This is a genomic window from Lichenibacterium dinghuense, from assembly GCF_021730615.1.
Lineage (GTDB): Bacteria > Pseudomonadota > Alphaproteobacteria > Rhizobiales > Beijerinckiaceae > Lichenihabitans > Lichenihabitans dinghuensis.
Genome location: NZ_JAJLMN010000001.1, coordinates 311,228 through 326,890 on the forward strand (window position 1 = coordinate 311,228; position 15,663 = coordinate 326,890).

Sequence of the window (15,663 nt, forward strand, 5' to 3'; positions counted from 1 at the left end):
GCATGCGGCAGGGTCGTCAATTCGCCTCTGCTCAGGTTATGATGAGCGAACATCGAAAGGGGCGGGGGACCATGGACGACGGGCGGCCGGCGACGGCGGGGGACGTGGCCGCCGCCGCGGGGGTGAGCCTCGCCACGGTGGACCGCGTGCTGAACGGCCGGCCCGGCGTCCGGGACGCGACGGCCCGCGCCGTGCGGGACGCCGTGGAGCGGCTCGGCTTCCGCCGCGACGCCGCGGCGGCCGACCTCGCCCGCGGCCGGCGCCTTCGCTTCCATTTCCTCGTGCCGCGCCTGCCGCGCAACAGCTTCATGGAGGCCGTGCGCCGCGAGATCGGCGCCGTGGCCCAGCGCGGGCGCGACCGGCGCACCGCCGTGCTGCTCGACGACTATGCGGCCTTCGACCCGGCCGACCTCGCGAGGACCCTGGAGCGCTGCCGGGGCGAGGCCGACGGCGTCGCCGCCGTGGCGGTCGACGCGCCGGAGGTCCGCGACGCGGTCGCGCGGCTGGCCGCCGACGGCACGGCTGTGGTCACGATGGTGTCGGACGCGCCCTCGTCGGCGCGCGCCTGCTTCATCGGGCCGGACAATGCCGCGGCCGGGCGCGTGGCCGCCGCCCTGCTCGGCCGCTTCACCGGCGGGCGGCGCGGGCGCGTGCTGACCATGGCGGGGCGCATGACGCTGCGCGACCACGCGGAGCGCCGGCTCGGCTTCGCGCAGGCGATAGAGCGGGACTTCCCGCACCTGTCGCTGCTGCCCGTCGCCGAGGGCCTGGACGACGGCGCGGTGGCGGGGCCCCTCACCGCCGAGGCGCTGCGGTCCTGGCCGGACCTCGTCGGCCTTTACAGCATGGGGGCCGGCAACCGCGGCATCGTCGCGGCCCTGGCGGAGGCCGGGCGGGCCGCCGACGTCGTCGCGGTCGGCCACGAGTTGACGCCCGTCATGCGCGACGCCCTGCTGGCCGGCACCTTCGACGCCTGCATCGACCAGGACCCCGCTGGCGAGGTGCGGCGGGCCGTGGAAACGCTCCGGGCCCTGGCCGACGGGCAGCACGGCTTCCGCCCGGACCCCGTGCGGATCGCCATCTATCTCAGGGACAATCTGCCGTGACGCCCGCCCCCGCGGCCGCGGCGCGGGCCCGCGCGGTCGCTTCCGCGCCCGTCTTGGCCCGGTGGGCCTCGGCCGCGATGGCCTGCAGGTTCGGGAATCCCCAGTAACGCAGCAGCCCCGCCCAGGGCTCCTCGCGCTTCGTGCGCCAGACGACGTGGAGCGGTACGCGGTGGTCGACCTCGCGGGCCCTCGGCAACCGGCCGCCCGTCGCGGGGCACCGCCGCTTCTGGAGCCGCCCGAGCAGCTTGGCCTGGTCGGCCGGGGCGTTCCACAGCTTCCACGCCGCGACGCAGCAGCCGTGCCAGCGGGCGCGGCGGTTGAGCCCCTGCCCCCACAGGTCGCGGTGCCAGCCGAAGCGGTAGACCGGCTGGCCGCACAGGCAGCAGATGCCGGGCTCGGCCCGGTGCGCGGCCTCGCGGAACGGCGCGGGCGGCGCGCGGAAGGAGCGCGCCCGCCCGTCGTCGGGTTCGGCGGCGAGCCGCCAGGACCAGCCGTCCGGCACGGGGCTCAGCGCCGCCAGGGCGCGGGCGAGCCGGTCGGCGCGGACGGGGTGATGGCGCCAATAGCTTTCCACCGCGAGGCGGGGCAGCGGCGGCACCAGCGGCCGGGCCCGGGCGTGGACCAGCACGGCGGCCGGGAACACGGGCGGCAGCGCCTTGTCGAGGCGCGCCCGCGCCTGCGCGTTCCGCGCCTCGCGCCATGCCGCCCCAGGTCCCGTCCGCGTCGCCATGCCGTGTGGTGCGACACCGTGCGGCCGCGCGCAAGGCGGGTTCGGCCGGCCGGCCAGCTCCGCTCAAGGATCCGCCGCGCGGGGACGGGACGGACCGTCCAGGCCTGCGGCGGAGCTGTGGCGGAAAAGCTTCAGCCGGCGCCGCATCTCGACCCTCCCGGGCGGCGGCGGGCCGGTTTCGTGCGGCCGTCACAGAAGCCCTGCAACCTTCGCCGCGCCGCTGCCACCTGCAGGATGCGTCCCATGCGAAGCCGCCCCCGTCTCCTGTCGACCGCCTCGCTGTCCTGCCTGCTGCTGGCGCTCGGCGCCGGCCAGGTTCGCGCCGACGCTTCCACCTCGGCCGAGATCGCGTTGCTGAAGGCGCAGCTGAGGCGACTCGAGGCGAAGGTCGCCGCGCAGGAAAGGCGCGACCACGCGCGGGACCGCGCCGAGGCGGCCCCCGCCGCCGCCGGGCCCGGGCCGGCCGCCACGCGCAAGCAGGTGGTGCAGGGAACGCCGGTCAACGCGGCCCACCCGGCGGCGCGGGCCGTGGGCGACCAGGTCTACGGCGACGGGCCGCTGCCGCAGTTCGTGGCCTGCCCGGAGAAGTCGCTCTGCTACAAGGGCCTCACCTTCACGCCGGGCGGGTTCGTGGCACTCGAAACGGTGTCGCGCCAGCACAACCTCGCGGCGGACGTCGACACGCCCTTCGGCGCCATCCCGTTCCGGCAGAACCGCGCGGGCCGGCTCGGCGAGTTCCGCTTCTCGGCGCGGCAGAGCCGCATCTCCGGCCTCGTGGAGGGCAACCCGGACCCGTTCACGCACCTGTCGGCCTACGGCGAGTTCGATTTCCTCGGCGCGGCGCAGACGGCCAACTCCAACGAGAGCAACAGCTACAACCTGCGCATCCGCCACCTCTACGCCACCGCGGACCGCTCGGACTACGGTCTGCACTTCCTCGCGGGCCAGACCTGGTCGCTCGCGACGATGTTCACCAAGGGCCTGCAGGTCCGCAAGGAGGACATCCCGCTCACCATCGACGCGCAATACGTGCCGGGCTTCGTGTGGTCGCGCCAGCCGCAGGTGCGCCTCGTCGAGGACATCAGCCCCATCCTGTCGGTCGGCGTCTCGGCCGAGAACCCGCAGACGACCGAGAACGGCACCCTGCCGTCCAGCTTCACCTACAACCAGGCCGCCACGGGCGGTGGCCTGTTCAACTCGCTGAACTCGCTGTCGCTCAATCACGCGCCGGACCTCGTCGCCAAGGTCGCCTACGATCCGACGATCGACGGTCACGACGTGCACGTGGAAGCCTTCGGGATCGGGCGCGACTTCTACAGCCGCTACGGGGGCCAGAACCGCGACGTGATCGGCGGCGGCGGCGGCGGCAGCGTCGTGGTGGGCGCCGTCCCCAAGGTGCTCGACCTCCAGCTGTCGGGCGCGATCGGCGAGGGCCTCGGCCGCTACGGCACGGCGCAGCTCCCCGACATCACCGTGAGCTCGACGGGCCGGGCCGAGCCGCTCGCCGAGTTCATGCTGCTCGCGGGCGCGACCTTCCACGCCACCCCTACGCTCGACTTCTACGCCTATGCCGGCCTGGAGCAGGACGACCGCAGCGCGCTCGGCACCGTCGGCGGCGTGAACTACGGCTACGGCAACCCGCTCAACTCCAACGCGGGCTGCAACATCGAGGGCTCGACGGCGACCTGCACAGCCAACAACCGCACCGTCCGCCAGGTCACGGGCGGCCTGTGGGACACGATCTACAGCGGCCCCTTCGGCCAGCTCCGCGGCGGCCTGCAGGCCTCCTTCACCCAGCGCCAGGCCTTCTCGTCCGTGCAGGGCGGTGCCCCCCATGCCGACGAGGCGGAGGTCTTGACCTCGATCCGCTACTACCCGTTCTGAGGAGAACGCGCTCGCCTTTGAGCGGAGGGCGTGCTTCACGGGGCATCGATCTGCCCCGAGCCCGACCATGACCCACGACGCTGCCGCACCCGCCCTCCTCGACCACGTCCGGCCCGAAGTGAGGGCCCTGCCGCTCAGCGGCATCGTCGAGGTGTTCGACTACGGGCGGAACCGGCAGGGCCTGATCCCGCTCTGGGTCGGCGAGGGCGACCTGCCGACCCCCGCCTTCATCTGCGACGCCGCCGCGGCGTCGCTGGCCGCCGGCGAAACCTTCTATACCTACCAGGCCGGCATCCCGGAACTGCGCTCGGCCATCGCGGACTACATGGCGGAGCACTACGGCCGCCCCTTCCCGGGCGGGCGCTTCGGGCCGGAGCGCTTCTTCGCCACGGTGGGCGGGATGCACGCGCTGCAGATCGCGGTGCGGATCACGGCCGGCACGGGCGACGAGGTGCTGGTGCCGACCCCCGCGTGGCCGAACTTCGCCGGTGCGCTGGTGGCCGCGGGCGCCGCGCCGGTCGAATGCCCGATGCGCCTCGAAGGCGAGGCGGACCATGGGCGCTGGCGCATCGCCGTCGAGGATCTGGAGCGCGCGCTCACGCCGCGCACCCGCGTGCTGGTCGTCAACTCCCCCTCGAACCCCACGGGTTGGGTGGCGACGCGGGAGGAGCTCGAAGAACTGCTCGGCTTCGCGCGGGCGCACGGGCTGTGGATCATCGCCGACGAGATCTACGGCCGCTTCTTCCACGGCGACGCCCCGCGCGCGCCCTCGTTCCACGACGTGATGCGCGCGGACGACCGCGTGCTCTTCGTGCAGACCTTCTCGAAGAACTGGGCCATGACGGGCTGGCGCATCGGCTGGCTCGAAGCGCCGCCGGAGCTCGGGCCGGCGATCGAGAACCTCGTCCAGTATTCCACCTCCGGCGTGCCGGTAGCGACGCAGCGGGCCGCCGCGGTTGCCATCCGGGGCGGCGAGGGGCTGATCCGCGCCCAGGTTGACCGCGCACGCACCAACCGCGACCTCCTGGCCGCGGCCCTGCGCGGCACGGGCCGGCTCCGCTGCGCCCTGCCCGACGGCGCCTTCTACCTGTTCTGCGGCTTCGACGGCGTCTCCGACAGCCGCGCCCTGGCGCTGAGGCTCGTCGACGAGGCGGGCATCGGCGTCGCGCCGGGCTCGGCCTTCGGCGCGGTCGGCCAGGGCTTCGTGCGCCTGTGCTACGCCCGACGGACCGCGGACGTGGACGAGGTGGCGCGGCGGATCACGGCCTGGCTCGCGCGGTAGATCCGGGGCCGGGGCGGGGCCCCGGGCCGTTCACTCCGCCGCGATGGCCTGGTAACGCGACGCGCTCGGCAGGCCGAGGGTGTCCCAAACCTCGCGCAGGGCCTCCGTCAGCGCGGCGATCTCGGCGCGGCCGTGGAAGGGCGTCGGCGTGATGCGCAGCCGCTCCGTGCCGCGCGCCACCGTCGGATAGTTGATCGGCTGGATGTAGATGCGGTGCTCGTCGAGCAGTCGGTCGCTGGCCGCCTTGCACAGCTCCGCGTCACCGACGAAGACCGGCACGATGTGCGAGTGGTTCTCCATCACGGGGATGCCGGCGGCGAGAAGCGCGCCCTTGGTCTCGGCCACGCGCGCCTGATGCCGCGCGCGCTCGTCGCCCGAGACCTTGAGGTGGCGCACCGCCGCTGTGGCGGCGGCCGCGACGGCCGGGGGCAGCGCGGTCGTGAAGATGAAGGACGGCGCGTAGGACCGCACGGCGTCGATCACGGCGGCGTCGCCCGCGATGTAGCCGCCGAGCGTGCCGAAGCCCTTCGCGAGCGTGCCCTCCAGCACGTCCACCTCGGTCATCACGCCGTCGCGCTCGGCGATGCCGGCGCCGCGCGGGCCGTAGAGGCCGACCGCGTGGACCTCGTCGCAGTAGGTCATCGCATTGTAGCGCCGCGCCAGTTCGGTGATGCGGCCGATGGGGGCGATGTCGCCGTCCATCGAATACAGGCTCTCGAAGACGATCAGCTTGGCGCGGCCAGGTCCGGCGGCGCGCAGCAGCTCTTCCAGGTGCGCGACGTCGTTGTGGCGGAACACCTGCTTCTCGCAGCCCGAACGCCGGATGCCCTCGATCATGGAATTGTGGTTACAGGCGTCGGACAGGATCAGGGCGTCGGGCAGCAGGCCCGCGATGGTGGAGATGCCGGCGAGGTTCGAGATCCAGCCGGAGGTGAAGGCCAGGGCGGCCGGCTTGCCGTGCAGGTCGGCCAGCTCGGCTTCGAGGCCGACGACGGGGTGGCTGGTGCCGGAGATGTTGCGGGTGCCGCCGGCGCCCGCCCCGTAGCGTTCCGCCGCGGCCCGCATGGCGCCGATCACCGCAGGGTGGCGGCCCATGCCCAGGTAGTCGTTGGAGCACCACACGACCACGTCGGCCGTGCCGCCGTCATGATGCCAGACCGCGCGGGGGAAGCGCTCGGCATCGCGTTCGAGGTGTGCGAAGACGCGATATCGCCGCTCGTCCCGCAAACGCGTCAGCGCGTCGTCGAAGAACTGGCGGTAGTGCATCGCAAACCCTCGTCCTGGTCGGGTCGCGTCGCCTTCGGCGCGGCCCGTTGGTTCGACCCCGGCCGGGTCGCCCTCTGGAGCGTCGCCGGTCGACCGCAGCGCGGCTGAGCGATCCCTCATATGGGGAGCCCTCCTGCCATTTGAAGCATCCCCGCCCCCGAACGATGTGTCAAGCTGGCTTGACACACGCACCAGGAACGATGCCGACCGTCGGCATCCGGCCGAGAAACGCAAAATGCCGACTCCGTGAGGAGCCGGCATTTCGAACCTGCGGGGGACCCGGCGGCCTGCGCCGCCGGACACCTGAGTCTATCAGAACACGGGGGTGCCGCCGAACGGAGCGCCGATGACGCGGAACGGGGTCTGGGCCACGGTGCCGATGGCGCGGATGGGCTGACCGATGAAGGTGATCGGCGAGATGGTGGGATCGCCGTTCTCGACGACGTAGATCGGGCCCGAGCGATCCACGGGGACCGGCTGCGTCCAGCCCTCGTCGATCTCGGCCTGCTTGGCGCCGGTGCCGACGTAGCGGACGTTGGTCACGCCGCCCTTGGTCGGCGCGCCGCCGGCCGGGAAGATGCCGCCGAGGACCTGGAAGGGCAGGCCGACGACCGTCTGGCCGACGCCGAGGACGCCCGTGACCGGATTGGCGACGACGCCGGCGGCGGCGACCGGAGCCGCAGCGGCGGCGGCCACGACTGGGGCGCCGGCGCGGCGGACCGTCAGCGGACGGCGGTTCAGGACGTTGTGGTAGCGCAGGGGGGTGTGGCCGTTGCTGCGCAGCGTGTTGGGCTGCATGCCATCCGGGCCGTTGGTCAGCGTCGACTGGGCCGAAGCCGGGGCGCTGGCCGCCAGCATGAGGGCGAAGGAAGCGGCCACCGGGGCCAGCGCAGCCTTGGTGATGAAGGACGTCATGAAGATCTCTCCTGATCCGTTGGTGCTTGTTCTCAGTGCTTCGCGCTCATCGTCCGCCTGCCCCTCGCCCGGTCGGACGGCGGAGCCGCGCGCTCGCTTGTCCCGAAAACGTGCGGCCAAGCTTTTGGTTGCACGGATGGGGGCGAGCGCCCGAAATTCGCCGTCTTCGATGCTCTCGATCTTCGCCACACGGTACGCTGCGCTCGTCGGCTCGGTCGATCGACATCCTTATCGCCGCGGGATGGACAGAAACGCGCCATCAGAAGCTGAAGCCCTTTCAGAACGGCGGGTTCATCCTTCGGACACAATCTGTCAATGGTCAAGGCACAGCTCGGGCCTCGTCGCGATGCGGTGAATCAAGCGGAAAGTTGTGTCTTTTCGGCCGCTTTCCGGGCAGCCCCGCGCAGGTGACGCCCGGTGTGCGGCGCCCTCCCCCGCGCCCGTCGCCGCTTCACACCACGACCGTGACGGTCTCGGCCGCGCGGGTCAGGCCCGTGTAGAGCCAGCGGGCGCTGTGCTCGCGAAAGGCGAAGCTTTCGTCGAACAGGACCACGTCGTCCCACTGCGACCCCTGCGCCTTGTGGACCGTCAGCGCGTAGCCGAAGTCGAACTGGTCCGACTCGCGCTTCTGCGCATAGGGGACCTCCTCGTCGCGGCCCTCGAAGAAGGCCGGCAGCACGCCGACCCGCACGGGCTTGCGCTTGCCTTCCTCCTCGGGCCGCACGCTGAAGGAGAACTTGGCGCCGCGGTCCGCGTGGACGGCGGTGACGACCCAGGTGCCGCCGTTGAGCAGGCCCTTCTTCTTGTCGTTGCGCAGGCACACGAGCTTCTCGCCGATCTCCGGCTTGTCGCCGGAATGGCCCAACAGCGTCCGCATGCGGCCGTTGTAGGCGCGCCGCGTCTTGTTGATGCCGACCAGCACCTGGTCGGACTGCATCACGCGCGGCGCCTCGATCTCCGAGCGGCGGATCACCCGGCTGTTCCCATAGTTGCCGAGCTGGAGCCGGCCGCCTTCCCGCACCGTCATGGACATGCGGATGATCGGGTTGTCGGCGGCCTGCCGGTGCACCTCCGTCAGCATCACGTCGGGTTCGGCGTCCGTGAAGAAGCCGCCGCCCTTCACGGGCGGCAGCTGCGCCGTGTCGCCCAGCACCAGCACGGGCTTGTTGAAGGACAGGAGGTCGCGCCCGAGCTCCTCGTCCACCATCGAGCATTCGTCGATGATGATGAGGTCGGCGTCGTTGGCGGCCGCCTTCTTGTTGATGACGAAGGAGGGCGATTCCTCCTCCTCGTCGCCCTGCGTGCGGTAGATCATCGAGTGGATGGTGGAAGCGCCGCGGCAGCCTTTCGACTTCAGCACCAGGGCGGCCTTGCCCGTGTAGGCCCCGAAGGCGACCTCGCCCGGTGCGTCCTCGGCGATCTGCTTGGCCAGCGTGGTCTTGCCCGTGCCGGCGTAGCCGAACAGGCGGAAGACCGGTTGGTCCCCCGCCTTCAGCCAGGCCGACACGGCTTTGAGCGCCGCGTCCTGCTGGGGTGACCAGGCCATGTGATCCTCAGTTCAGCCCGCGCCGCTCGAGCAGCGTGTCGACGCTCGGCACCCGGCCGCGGAAGGCGAGGTAGGCCTCCTCGGGCGGGCGGGTGTTGCCGGCCGCGAGCACGTTGGCGCGCAAGCGCTCCGCCGTGGCGGGGTCGAACACCCCGTTCTCCTCGAAGGCGCCGAATCCGTCCGCGTCCAGCATCTCCGACCACAGGTAGGAATAGTAGCCGGCCGAATAGCTGTCGCCCGCGAAGACGTGCGCGAAATGCGGCGTCCGGTGGCGCATCACGATGGCGTCCGGCATGCCGATCGCGGCCAGCGTGTCCCGCTCGATCCGCTCGGGGTCGACGCCGCTCCGCGCCTCCTCCGGCGTCAGCGTGTGGAACGCCATGTCGACGATGGCGGAGGCGCAATATTCCACGGTGCCGAAGCCCTGTGAGAAGTTGCGCGCCGCCTGGAGCCGCTCGTAGAGGGCGTCCGGCATGGGCTCGCCGGTCTCGTGGTGGAGGGCGAAGCGCTTGAGCACCTCGGGGCGCGTCATCCAGTGCTCGTAGAGCTGGGACGGGAACTCCACGAAGTCGCGCGACACGCCCGTGCCGGCGATCGACGGATAGGTGACGTCGCTCAGCATGCCGTGCAGCGCGTGGCCGAACTCGTGGAACAGCGTGCGGGCGTCGTCCATCGACAGCAGCGTCGGCTCGCCTTCCCCGCCCTTGGCGAAGTTCATGACGTTGACCACGATCGGGCGCTGGCGCAGCCCGTCGAGGTTGTTCTGCCCGCGGAAGCCGCTCATCCAGGCGCCGGAGCGCTTCGACGGCCGCGCGAAATAGTCCGCGAGGAACAGCGCCACGGGCGCGCCGTCCCGGTCCTTGACCTCGAAGGCGCGCACGTCGGGGTGGTAGACCGGGACGTCGGGCCGCGGCGTGAAGGTGAGGCCGAACAGCTTTGTCGCCGTGTCGAAGGCGGCGGCGGCGATGTTCTCCAGCGCGAGGTAGCCCTTGATCTCGCTCTCGTCGAGGTCGTAGTCGCGCCGCCTGACCTTCTCGGCGTAGTGGCGCCAGTCGTGCGGCGCCAGCGCGAAGTTGTGCCCCTCCTCGCGCACGACCTCGCCGAGCTTCTCCTCGTCCTTCGCCGCCTTGGCGCGGGCGCGCTCCCACACGCGGTCGAGCAGGCCGCGCACCGCCTCCGGGGTCTTGGCCATCGTGTCGTCGAGCTTGAGGTGGGCGTAGGTCGGAAAGCCGAGCAGCGCGGCGCGCTCGGCGCGCAGCTGCGCCATCTCGGCCACCACGGGGCGGTTGTCGTGCTCGCCCTCGTGCTCGCCGCGCGTCGCGAAGGCGCGGAATGCCGCCTCGCGCAGGTCGCGCCGCGCCGAGAAGCGCAGGAACGGCTCGATCAGCGAGCGGCCGAGCGTGACGACGTGCTTGCCCGGCAGGCCGCGCTCGGCCGCCGCCTGGGCGGCGGCGTCGCGCAGGGCCGGCGGCAGGCCGGCGAGGTCGTCCTCGCCCTCCAGCACCAGCGTGAACGCCTTCTCGTCGTGGAGGACGTTCTGGCCGAAGCGCGTGCCGAGCCCGGCCAGGCGCTCGGCGATCTCGGCGAGGCGCTTGCGATCCGCGTCGCCGAGCTCCGCACCCCCGCGCACGAAGCCGTCGTAGGTGAGGTCGAGCACGCGGCGCTGCTCCGCCGTGAGGTCGAGCGCGTCGCGCCTGGCGTGGACGGCCGCGACGCGGGCGAAGAGGTCGGGGTCGAGGCCGACCTTCTGCCAGTGGCGCGCCAGCACCGGCGACATCTCCCGCTCGATCCCCTGGATCTCGTCGTTGGTGTCGGCGCCCGCGAGGTTCCAGAACACCCCGCCGATGCGCGACATCGCGCGCCCGGCGCGCTCCAGGGCCGCGATCGTGTCGTCGAAGCCGGGCTCCGCGGGGTCGGCCTTGATGGCCTCGATCTCGGCCTCGTGCTCCTCGATGGCGCGGTCGAAGGCCGGGCGGAAATGCTCGGGCGCGATCGAGGCGAAGGGCGGAGCCTCGAAGGGGGTGTCCCAGGTCTCGAAGAAGGGGTTTCCGGACATGCGATCCTCGGTCCCGGCGCGCCCGCGGGGCCGCGCGATCACGGATTGTTCCTCCCTGGATAAGGGTTCGGGGCGGGCCGCTCAAGCGCCGCATCGGCCGGCTCGGCGGCGCCCGGCCGAACCTCGGCGCGATGGCCCGCGTTGCCGTGCCACCGTCACGGAACCGTCATGCATCGCTCGCCCCGCACCCTCGCCGACCTGCCCGCCCGCGACCGGGACCGCGTCACCGTCGTGATCGAGACGCCCAAGGGCAGCCCCAACAAATACGGCTACGACCACGAGGTCGGCGCCTTCCGGCTCAACGCGGTGCTGCCCGAAGGCGTGGTCTTCCCCTTCGACTTCGGCTTCATCCCGTCCACGGTCGGCGAGGACGGCGATCCGCTCGACGTGCTGGTGTTCCTCGACGCGCCGACGCCCGTGGGCTGCGTGATCTCGGCCCGCCTCATCGGCGTCGTCGGAGTGCGGCAGAAGGAGGACGGCCGCTGGATCAGCAACGACCGCATCCTTGCTGTGGCGGCCCAGTCCCATACATCCGGCCACATCGAGACGCTGGACGACCTCCGCCCCCACTTGCTCGACGAGATCGAGGCGTTCTTCCGCCACTACGTCGAACTGCAGGGGCGCGAGATCGACATCGGGGAGCGCGGCGGCGTCGGCCGCGCCCACGAATTGCTGGAGGACGGGATGGCGAGGGCCGCGAAGGAAGGCTAGCTTCGCGCCCAGGCGACTAACAGGACCGTCATGGAAACCGAGATCAAGCTTCTGCTGCCCCCCGCCTCCCGCGCGGCCGTGGAAGCCCATCCCCTGTTCGCCGCAGCGCCCGCCCGCCGCGTCCACAACGTGTCGACCTACTACGACACGCCGGACCTCGCCCTGTGGGCGCGGGGCGTCGCGCTGCGCGTGCGCCGGGCCGGAGACAACTTCGTGCAGACGGTGAAGAGTGCGCAGGGGGACGGCAGCTTCGCCTCGCGCGGCGAGTGGGAATGGCCGGTCGCGTCCGACGCGCTCGACCCCGCCGCGGTGGAGCGCGAGCCCGAGGCCCGCGACCTCGTCGGCGACGATCTTGCCCGCGTGACGCCGGTCTTCACCACCGACGTCCAGCGCGACACGCGCATCCTCACCCTCGACGGCAAGACCACGGTCGAGGCGTCGATCGACGCCGGCGAGGTGCGGGCCGGGGCGCGGTCGCACGCGCTGAGCGAGGTCGAGCTGGAGCTCAAGGGCGGCCCGGCCGGCCCGCTGCTGCGCCTCGCCGCCGAGCTCGCCCGCGACGCCGCGCTGCGCATCGGCCCCGACAGCAAGAGCGAGCGCGGCTACGCGCTCCTCACCGACGACCTGCCGCCCCATCGCGGCGCGGCCGACATCGCCCTGCCGGCCGACGTCGCGCTGCGCGACGCCTTTCCGGCCCTCGTGGCGGCCTCGGCGCGGGACTTCGCCGCCGACCTGTCGCCGGCGGCGCGCGGCGACGTCGAGGGCGTGCACCGCCTGCGCGCCGCCATCCGCAAACTGCGCACGCTGTTCGTGCTCTTCGCGCCCCACATCGACCCCGCCGCCACCGCCACGTTCAACGGCGAGCTGCGCGACCTCGGCCGCGTGCTCGGCGGGGGGCGCGATTGGGACGTGTTCCTCACCGAAACCCTCGCCGCGGCCGAGGTCGAACTCGGAGGCGATGCGGCGGGGATCCTGCGCGGCGCGGCGGAGCGGCGCCGCGCGGAGGCGCACGCGGCCGTGACGGCCGCCGTCGAGGGTCCGGTGCCGACGGCGCTGCTGCTCGGCCTGTCGGCCTGGACCGCCGACGCGGGCTGGCTGAAGCGCGACGCCGACGGCGACGCGCGCCTGCTCGACCTGCTGCCCGGCCTGCTCGATCGCCTGGAGCGCAAGGCTCTCAAACGCGGGCGGCACCTCAGGTCCCTCGACGTCGAGGACCGGCACGCCCTGCGCAAGAGCCTGAAGAAGCTGCGCTACGCCTGCGAGGACGTGGCGTCGCTCTACGGTCGTGGGGCCGTCCACCGCTACGTGGCGACGATCAAGAAGGTGCTGCAGGACCTCGGCCACCTCAACGACGCCGCCGTCACGGAAGAGCGCGTCGGCGACCTCGCGCCGGCCGACGATGCGGCGCTGGCGGACCCTGCGACGGCCCTGCTCGCCTGGAACGACAAGCGCCGCCGCGGCGGCGAGCGCGACCTGCGGCGCCGCTGGCGCAAGTTCCGCCACGCCGACCCGTTCTGGGGGTGAGAGGGGCGCCGACCCTCGATGCGGCGGCCCGGCCCGTTCAGCCGACCGCCGTTCCGGCCAGGGGGATCAGGCCGAAATGCCTGATGTACTGATCGTAATGCGACGCGAGGATCAGCTTGGACAGCTCGTCCATCGAACCGATGGGAAAGCCGTCCGGAGGCGTGGACCAGCTTATCCAACGGTTCGTGCCCTTCTCGAAGTGGCCGAACGTGTCGTCGAACCGCATGGGGTTGAGCGGCGTGTAGCTGACGCCCACGGCCAGGGCGCTCAGGAGGTCGACGAAGGCCCGGAGACCGAGGGCGACCTCCCCGGTCATGTCGCCCCAGATGGACGGATGGCGCCCGGCTGTCTCCGCGTCCGTCACCGCATGCGAGGGCTGCAGGACGGTCCGCAACCTGTCCCAGGCCCGCGGCACGAGATCATGCACGTTCTGGATATCACAGTTCCAGTAGAAGTCCGGCGTCGTCGTCTCCCATTCGGGATGGAACGTTTTCATGAAGATCTCGGCGAAGCCGCGATCGCCCGGCGTGGGGCCCGCGAGCGGCAGAACGCGGATGTCTGACCAGCCGCTCTCCCTCAGTTCGTCGTGGAACATCAACGCCATGGCGGGCGAGAGCGCGCCGCCGAGGCTGTGCCCCGTGACGATCAGCCTGCCGACCGGGTGCACACCCTTCAAGAATGTCCTCACCGTGACCTTGTCCGGGCGGCCCCTGCACGGAGCCTCCCTGTCGAGGAGGTTGCCGAGGCCGTCGTCGGTTCCCCCGGAGATCAGGGCATCATGGGGCGCCCCGGGGACCCACTTCGACCAGCGGACCGTGTTCAGCCAGGTGACGTCAGCGTCCTCGACCGCCCAGTCGAAGAAACTGTGGTGCGCGGTGCCCGCCACGGCCAGGACATAGGTGTTCTGCGACGGACTGTAGGCGACGTACATGGCGTTGGCGACGTAGTCCGGCCCATCCTCGCCGGGCGGGACGACGGCGACCGGCCCCCAGACGACGGACCAGTCTCCTCCGATGAGCTGATGATCGGGATCGCTGTTGAAACGCGGGAAGAAGCCTCGATCGGCGCCGTCCTCCGAACCGAGGTAGGATTTCAACTCCGCAGTCAGCTGGTCGTTTCGACCGCTCAAGCCCGACACGCCGGCCGCGGCGAAGGCCATGAAGACGACTGATCGTACGATGTCGAGCGGCATGGCGCGATTTCCGTCCCCGGCTGGCGCGAAATGGGCACCTCGTCGAGCATCATCGCCGCGAAACTCGTAACAAGCAACGCATGATAGGGATATCAGCGAACCGAAACGGCGCCGAGGGCCAGCCCCGGCACGTCGGCAGCCGCGACCCGGCGGCCGGAGACGGCCGGGGGCGACGGGGTCGCGGCAGCCTTGTGCCCGCCTCAAGGTCCGACTAGGATCCTAACCGAAGAGTTCTGTTCCGACCGCGAAGGCCTCGTCGGCCACCGGCGGGGCGGCATGAGGCGGCGATGCGGCGTTTCGGTCTGGCTTTGGCACTCCTCGTCGCAGCCGCGGCCCCGGCGGCCGCGCAGGCGCCCCCCGGCGGGCCGCCGGCCGTCGGCGTCCTGAAGGTGACCAAGCACCCCGTCACGGAGACCAACCGCTTCATCGGCCGCATTCAGGCGACGCAGCGGGTCGACATCGTGGCGCGCGTCACCGCATTCCTCGACAGCTACGACTTCAAGGAGGGCCAGGAGGTCAAGGCGGGCCAGCTGCTCTACAAGCTGGAGCAGCCCCCGTTCCAGGCCGCGGTGCAGGCCGACCAGGGCGCGGTGGAGCAGTTCCAGGCGCAGCTCGCCAACGCCAACGTCACGCTCCAGCGCGCCAACACGCTGATCAACACGCCGGCCGGTCTGCAGTCCACCGTCGACTCCGCCAAGGCCAACCAGGGCAACGTGCAGGGCCAGCTCCTCACCGCGCAGGCCCAGCTCAAGACCGCACAGATCAACCTCGGCTACACCACGATCGCCTCGCCCATCGACGGCAAGATCGGGCAGACCAATGTCACGGCCGGCAACGTCGTGTCGCCGTCGAGCGGCACCCTCGCCACCGTCGTGGGGCAGGACCCGATGTACGTCGTGTTCCCCGTGTCGGTGCGCTCGGTGCTGGAGCTGCGCGACCGCTACGTGCCGCTCGGCGGCTTCGACGCCGTGAAGATCCGCATCCTGCTGCCGGACGGCCGCACCTACGGGCAGACCGGCAAGCTCAACTTCGTCAACAACACGGTGGCGACCAGCACCGACACCATCACGCTGCGCGGCACGATCTCCAACCCGATCATCCCGCAGAAGGGCGTCGACACCCCCGTGCGCGAGCTGTTCGACGGAGAGTTCGTCACCGTGCTGCTCGAAGGCGCCCAGCCGGTCGACCTCCTGGCGATCCCCCAGGCGGCCGTGCTGACCGACCAGCAGGGCTCCTACGTCTACGTGGTGGGCGACGACAACAAGGCGGTGCGCCAGAACGTGCAGCTCGGCCAGACCGAGCCGCCGCAGGTGGCCGTGCTGTCCGGCCTCAAGGAAGGGCAGACCATCGTGGTCGACGGGCTGCAGCGGGTGCGGGTCGGCCAGCCCGTCAACCCCGGCCCGCCGCCGCCGAACGCCACCGACGCGGCTCAGAAGGCCGTGCAGTGACGG

At 71.8% G+C, this 15,663-nt stretch carries 12 protein-coding genes; 6 read left to right on the top strand and 6 right to left on the bottom strand.

The annotated features are described in order from the left end of the window. The first annotated feature begins 71 nt into the window (after positions 1–71). Positions 72–1,106, top strand: a complete 1,035-nt coding sequence (locus L7N97_RS01475; protein ID WP_237476613.1) for a LacI family DNA-binding transcriptional regulator — start codon at positions 72–74, stop codon at positions 1,104–1,106. Here the strand turns inward: L7N97_RS01475 and L7N97_RS01480 are convergent. Continuing rightward, a complete protein-coding gene (locus L7N97_RS01480; protein WP_237476614.1) occupies positions 1,087–1,836 on the bottom strand; it encodes a hypothetical protein in 750 nt (249 codons plus the stop codon). The genes L7N97_RS01475 and L7N97_RS01480 overlap by 20 nt on opposite strands. Before the next feature lie 243 nt (positions 1,837–2,079). On the opposite strand from L7N97_RS01480, the gene L7N97_RS01485 reads away from it, so the two are divergent. Together L7N97_RS01485 and L7N97_RS01490 are read left to right on the top strand one after the other, a co-directional pair. Further along, a complete protein-coding gene (locus tag L7N97_RS01485; RefSeq protein ID WP_237476615.1) occupies positions 2,080–3,720 on the top strand; it encodes a hypothetical protein in 1,641 nt (546 codons plus the stop codon). A gap of 67 nt (positions 3,721–3,787) precedes the next feature. Beyond that, positions 3,788–5,002, top strand: a complete 1,215-nt coding sequence (locus tag L7N97_RS01490) for a pyridoxal phosphate-dependent aminotransferase (RefSeq protein ID WP_237476616.1) — start codon at positions 3,788–3,790, stop codon at positions 5,000–5,002. A gap of 30 nt (positions 5,003–5,032) precedes the next feature. On the opposite strand, the gene hemA is transcribed toward L7N97_RS01490, so the two are convergent. The 4 genes from hemA to L7N97_RS01510 form a co-directional block, all read right to left on the bottom strand. Beyond that, positions 5,033–6,268: a 5-aminolevulinate synthase gene (gene hemA / locus L7N97_RS01495; RefSeq protein ID WP_237476617.1), complete on the bottom strand. Its 1,236-nt coding sequence runs from the start codon at positions 6,266–6,268 to the stop codon at positions 5,033–5,035. Positions 6,269–6,580: 312 nt separating this feature from the next. Next, the gene (locus tag L7N97_RS01500) at positions 6,581–7,372 is read right to left on the bottom strand and encodes a hypothetical protein (protein WP_237476618.1); all 792 of its coding nucleotides are present in this window, start codon (positions 7,370–7,372) and stop codon (positions 6,581–6,583) included. Positions 7,373–7,634: 262 nt separating this feature from the next. Then, on the bottom strand, positions 7,635–8,729 hold the full coding sequence (locus L7N97_RS01505; RefSeq protein WP_237476619.1) for an ATP-dependent DNA helicase: 1,095 nt from the start codon (positions 8,727–8,729) through the stop codon (positions 7,635–7,637). Between the two features lie 7 nt (positions 8,730–8,736). Next, on the bottom strand, positions 8,737–10,785 hold the full coding sequence (locus L7N97_RS01510) for a M3 family metallopeptidase (RefSeq protein WP_237476620.1): 2,049 nt from the start codon (positions 10,783–10,785) through the stop codon (positions 8,737–8,739). Positions 10,786–10,953: 168 nt separating this feature from the next. Here L7N97_RS01510 and L7N97_RS01515 point away from each other — a divergent pair, with 168 nt between their 5' ends. Both L7N97_RS01515 and L7N97_RS01520 read left to right on the top strand, forming a co-directional pair. Continuing rightward, positions 10,954–11,496, top strand: coding sequence for an inorganic diphosphatase (locus L7N97_RS01515; protein ID WP_237476621.1), 543 nt, complete (start codon positions 10,954–10,956; stop codon positions 11,494–11,496). 30 nt (positions 11,497–11,526) lie between these two features. Then, the gene (locus L7N97_RS01520; RefSeq protein ID WP_237476622.1) at positions 11,527–13,020 is read left to right on the top strand and encodes a CYTH and CHAD domain-containing protein; all 1,494 of its coding nucleotides are present in this window, start codon (positions 11,527–11,529) and stop codon (positions 13,018–13,020) included. Positions 13,021–13,057: 37 nt separating this feature from the next. Here L7N97_RS01520 and L7N97_RS01525 read toward each other — a convergent pair whose 3' ends face one another. Next, positions 13,058–14,212 (bottom strand): lipase family protein, encoded by a 1,155-nt coding sequence (locus tag L7N97_RS01525; RefSeq protein WP_237476623.1) that lies wholly within the window; start codon positions 14,210–14,212, stop codon positions 13,058–13,060. 287 nt (positions 14,213–14,499) lie between these two features. Between L7N97_RS01525 and L7N97_RS01530 the strand changes: the two genes are divergently transcribed. Then, entirely contained in the window at positions 14,500–15,660 is a 1,161-nt protein-coding gene (locus tag L7N97_RS01530; RefSeq protein ID WP_237476624.1) for an efflux RND transporter periplasmic adaptor subunit, read from the top strand. Positions 15,661–15,663 lie beyond the last annotated feature (3 nt).

Coding starts and splice junctions, on each gene's coding strand:
- L7N97_RS01510 (WP_237476620.1), bottom strand. CDS start 10,785: ATGTCCGGAAACCCCTTCTTCGAGACCTGGGACACCCCCTTCGAGGCT.
- L7N97_RS01525 (WP_237476623.1), bottom strand. CDS start 14,212: ATGCCGCTCGACATCGTACGATCAGTCGTCTTCATGGCCTTCGCCGCG.
- L7N97_RS01515 (WP_237476621.1), top strand. CDS start 10,954: ATGCATCGCTCGCCCCGCACCCTCGCCGACCTGCCCGCCCGCGACCGG.
- L7N97_RS01485 (WP_237476615.1), top strand. CDS start 2,080: ATGCGAAGCCGCCCCCGTCTCCTGTCGACCGCCTCGCTGTCCTGCCTG.
- L7N97_RS01505 (WP_237476619.1), bottom strand. CDS start 8,729: ATGGCCTGGTCACCCCAGCAGGACGCGGCGCTCAAAGCCGTGTCGGCC.
- L7N97_RS01530 (WP_237476624.1), top strand. CDS start 14,500: ATGCGGCGTTTCGGTCTGGCTTTGGCACTCCTCGTCGCAGCCGCGGCC.
- L7N97_RS01520 (WP_237476622.1), top strand. CDS start 11,527: ATGGAAACCGAGATCAAGCTTCTGCTGCCCCCCGCCTCCCGCGCGGCC.
- hemA (WP_237476617.1), bottom strand. CDS start 6,268: ATGCACTACCGCCAGTTCTTCGACGACGCGCTGACGCGTTTGCGGGAC.
- L7N97_RS01490 (WP_237476616.1), top strand. CDS start 3,788: ATGACCCACGACGCTGCCGCACCCGCCCTCCTCGACCACGTCCGGCCC.
- L7N97_RS01480 (WP_237476614.1), bottom strand. CDS start 1,836: ATGGCGACGCGGACGGGACCTGGGGCGGCATGGCGCGAGGCGCGGAAC.
- L7N97_RS01475 (WP_237476613.1), top strand. CDS start 72: ATGGACGACGGGCGGCCGGCGACGGCGGGGGACGTGGCCGCCGCCGCG.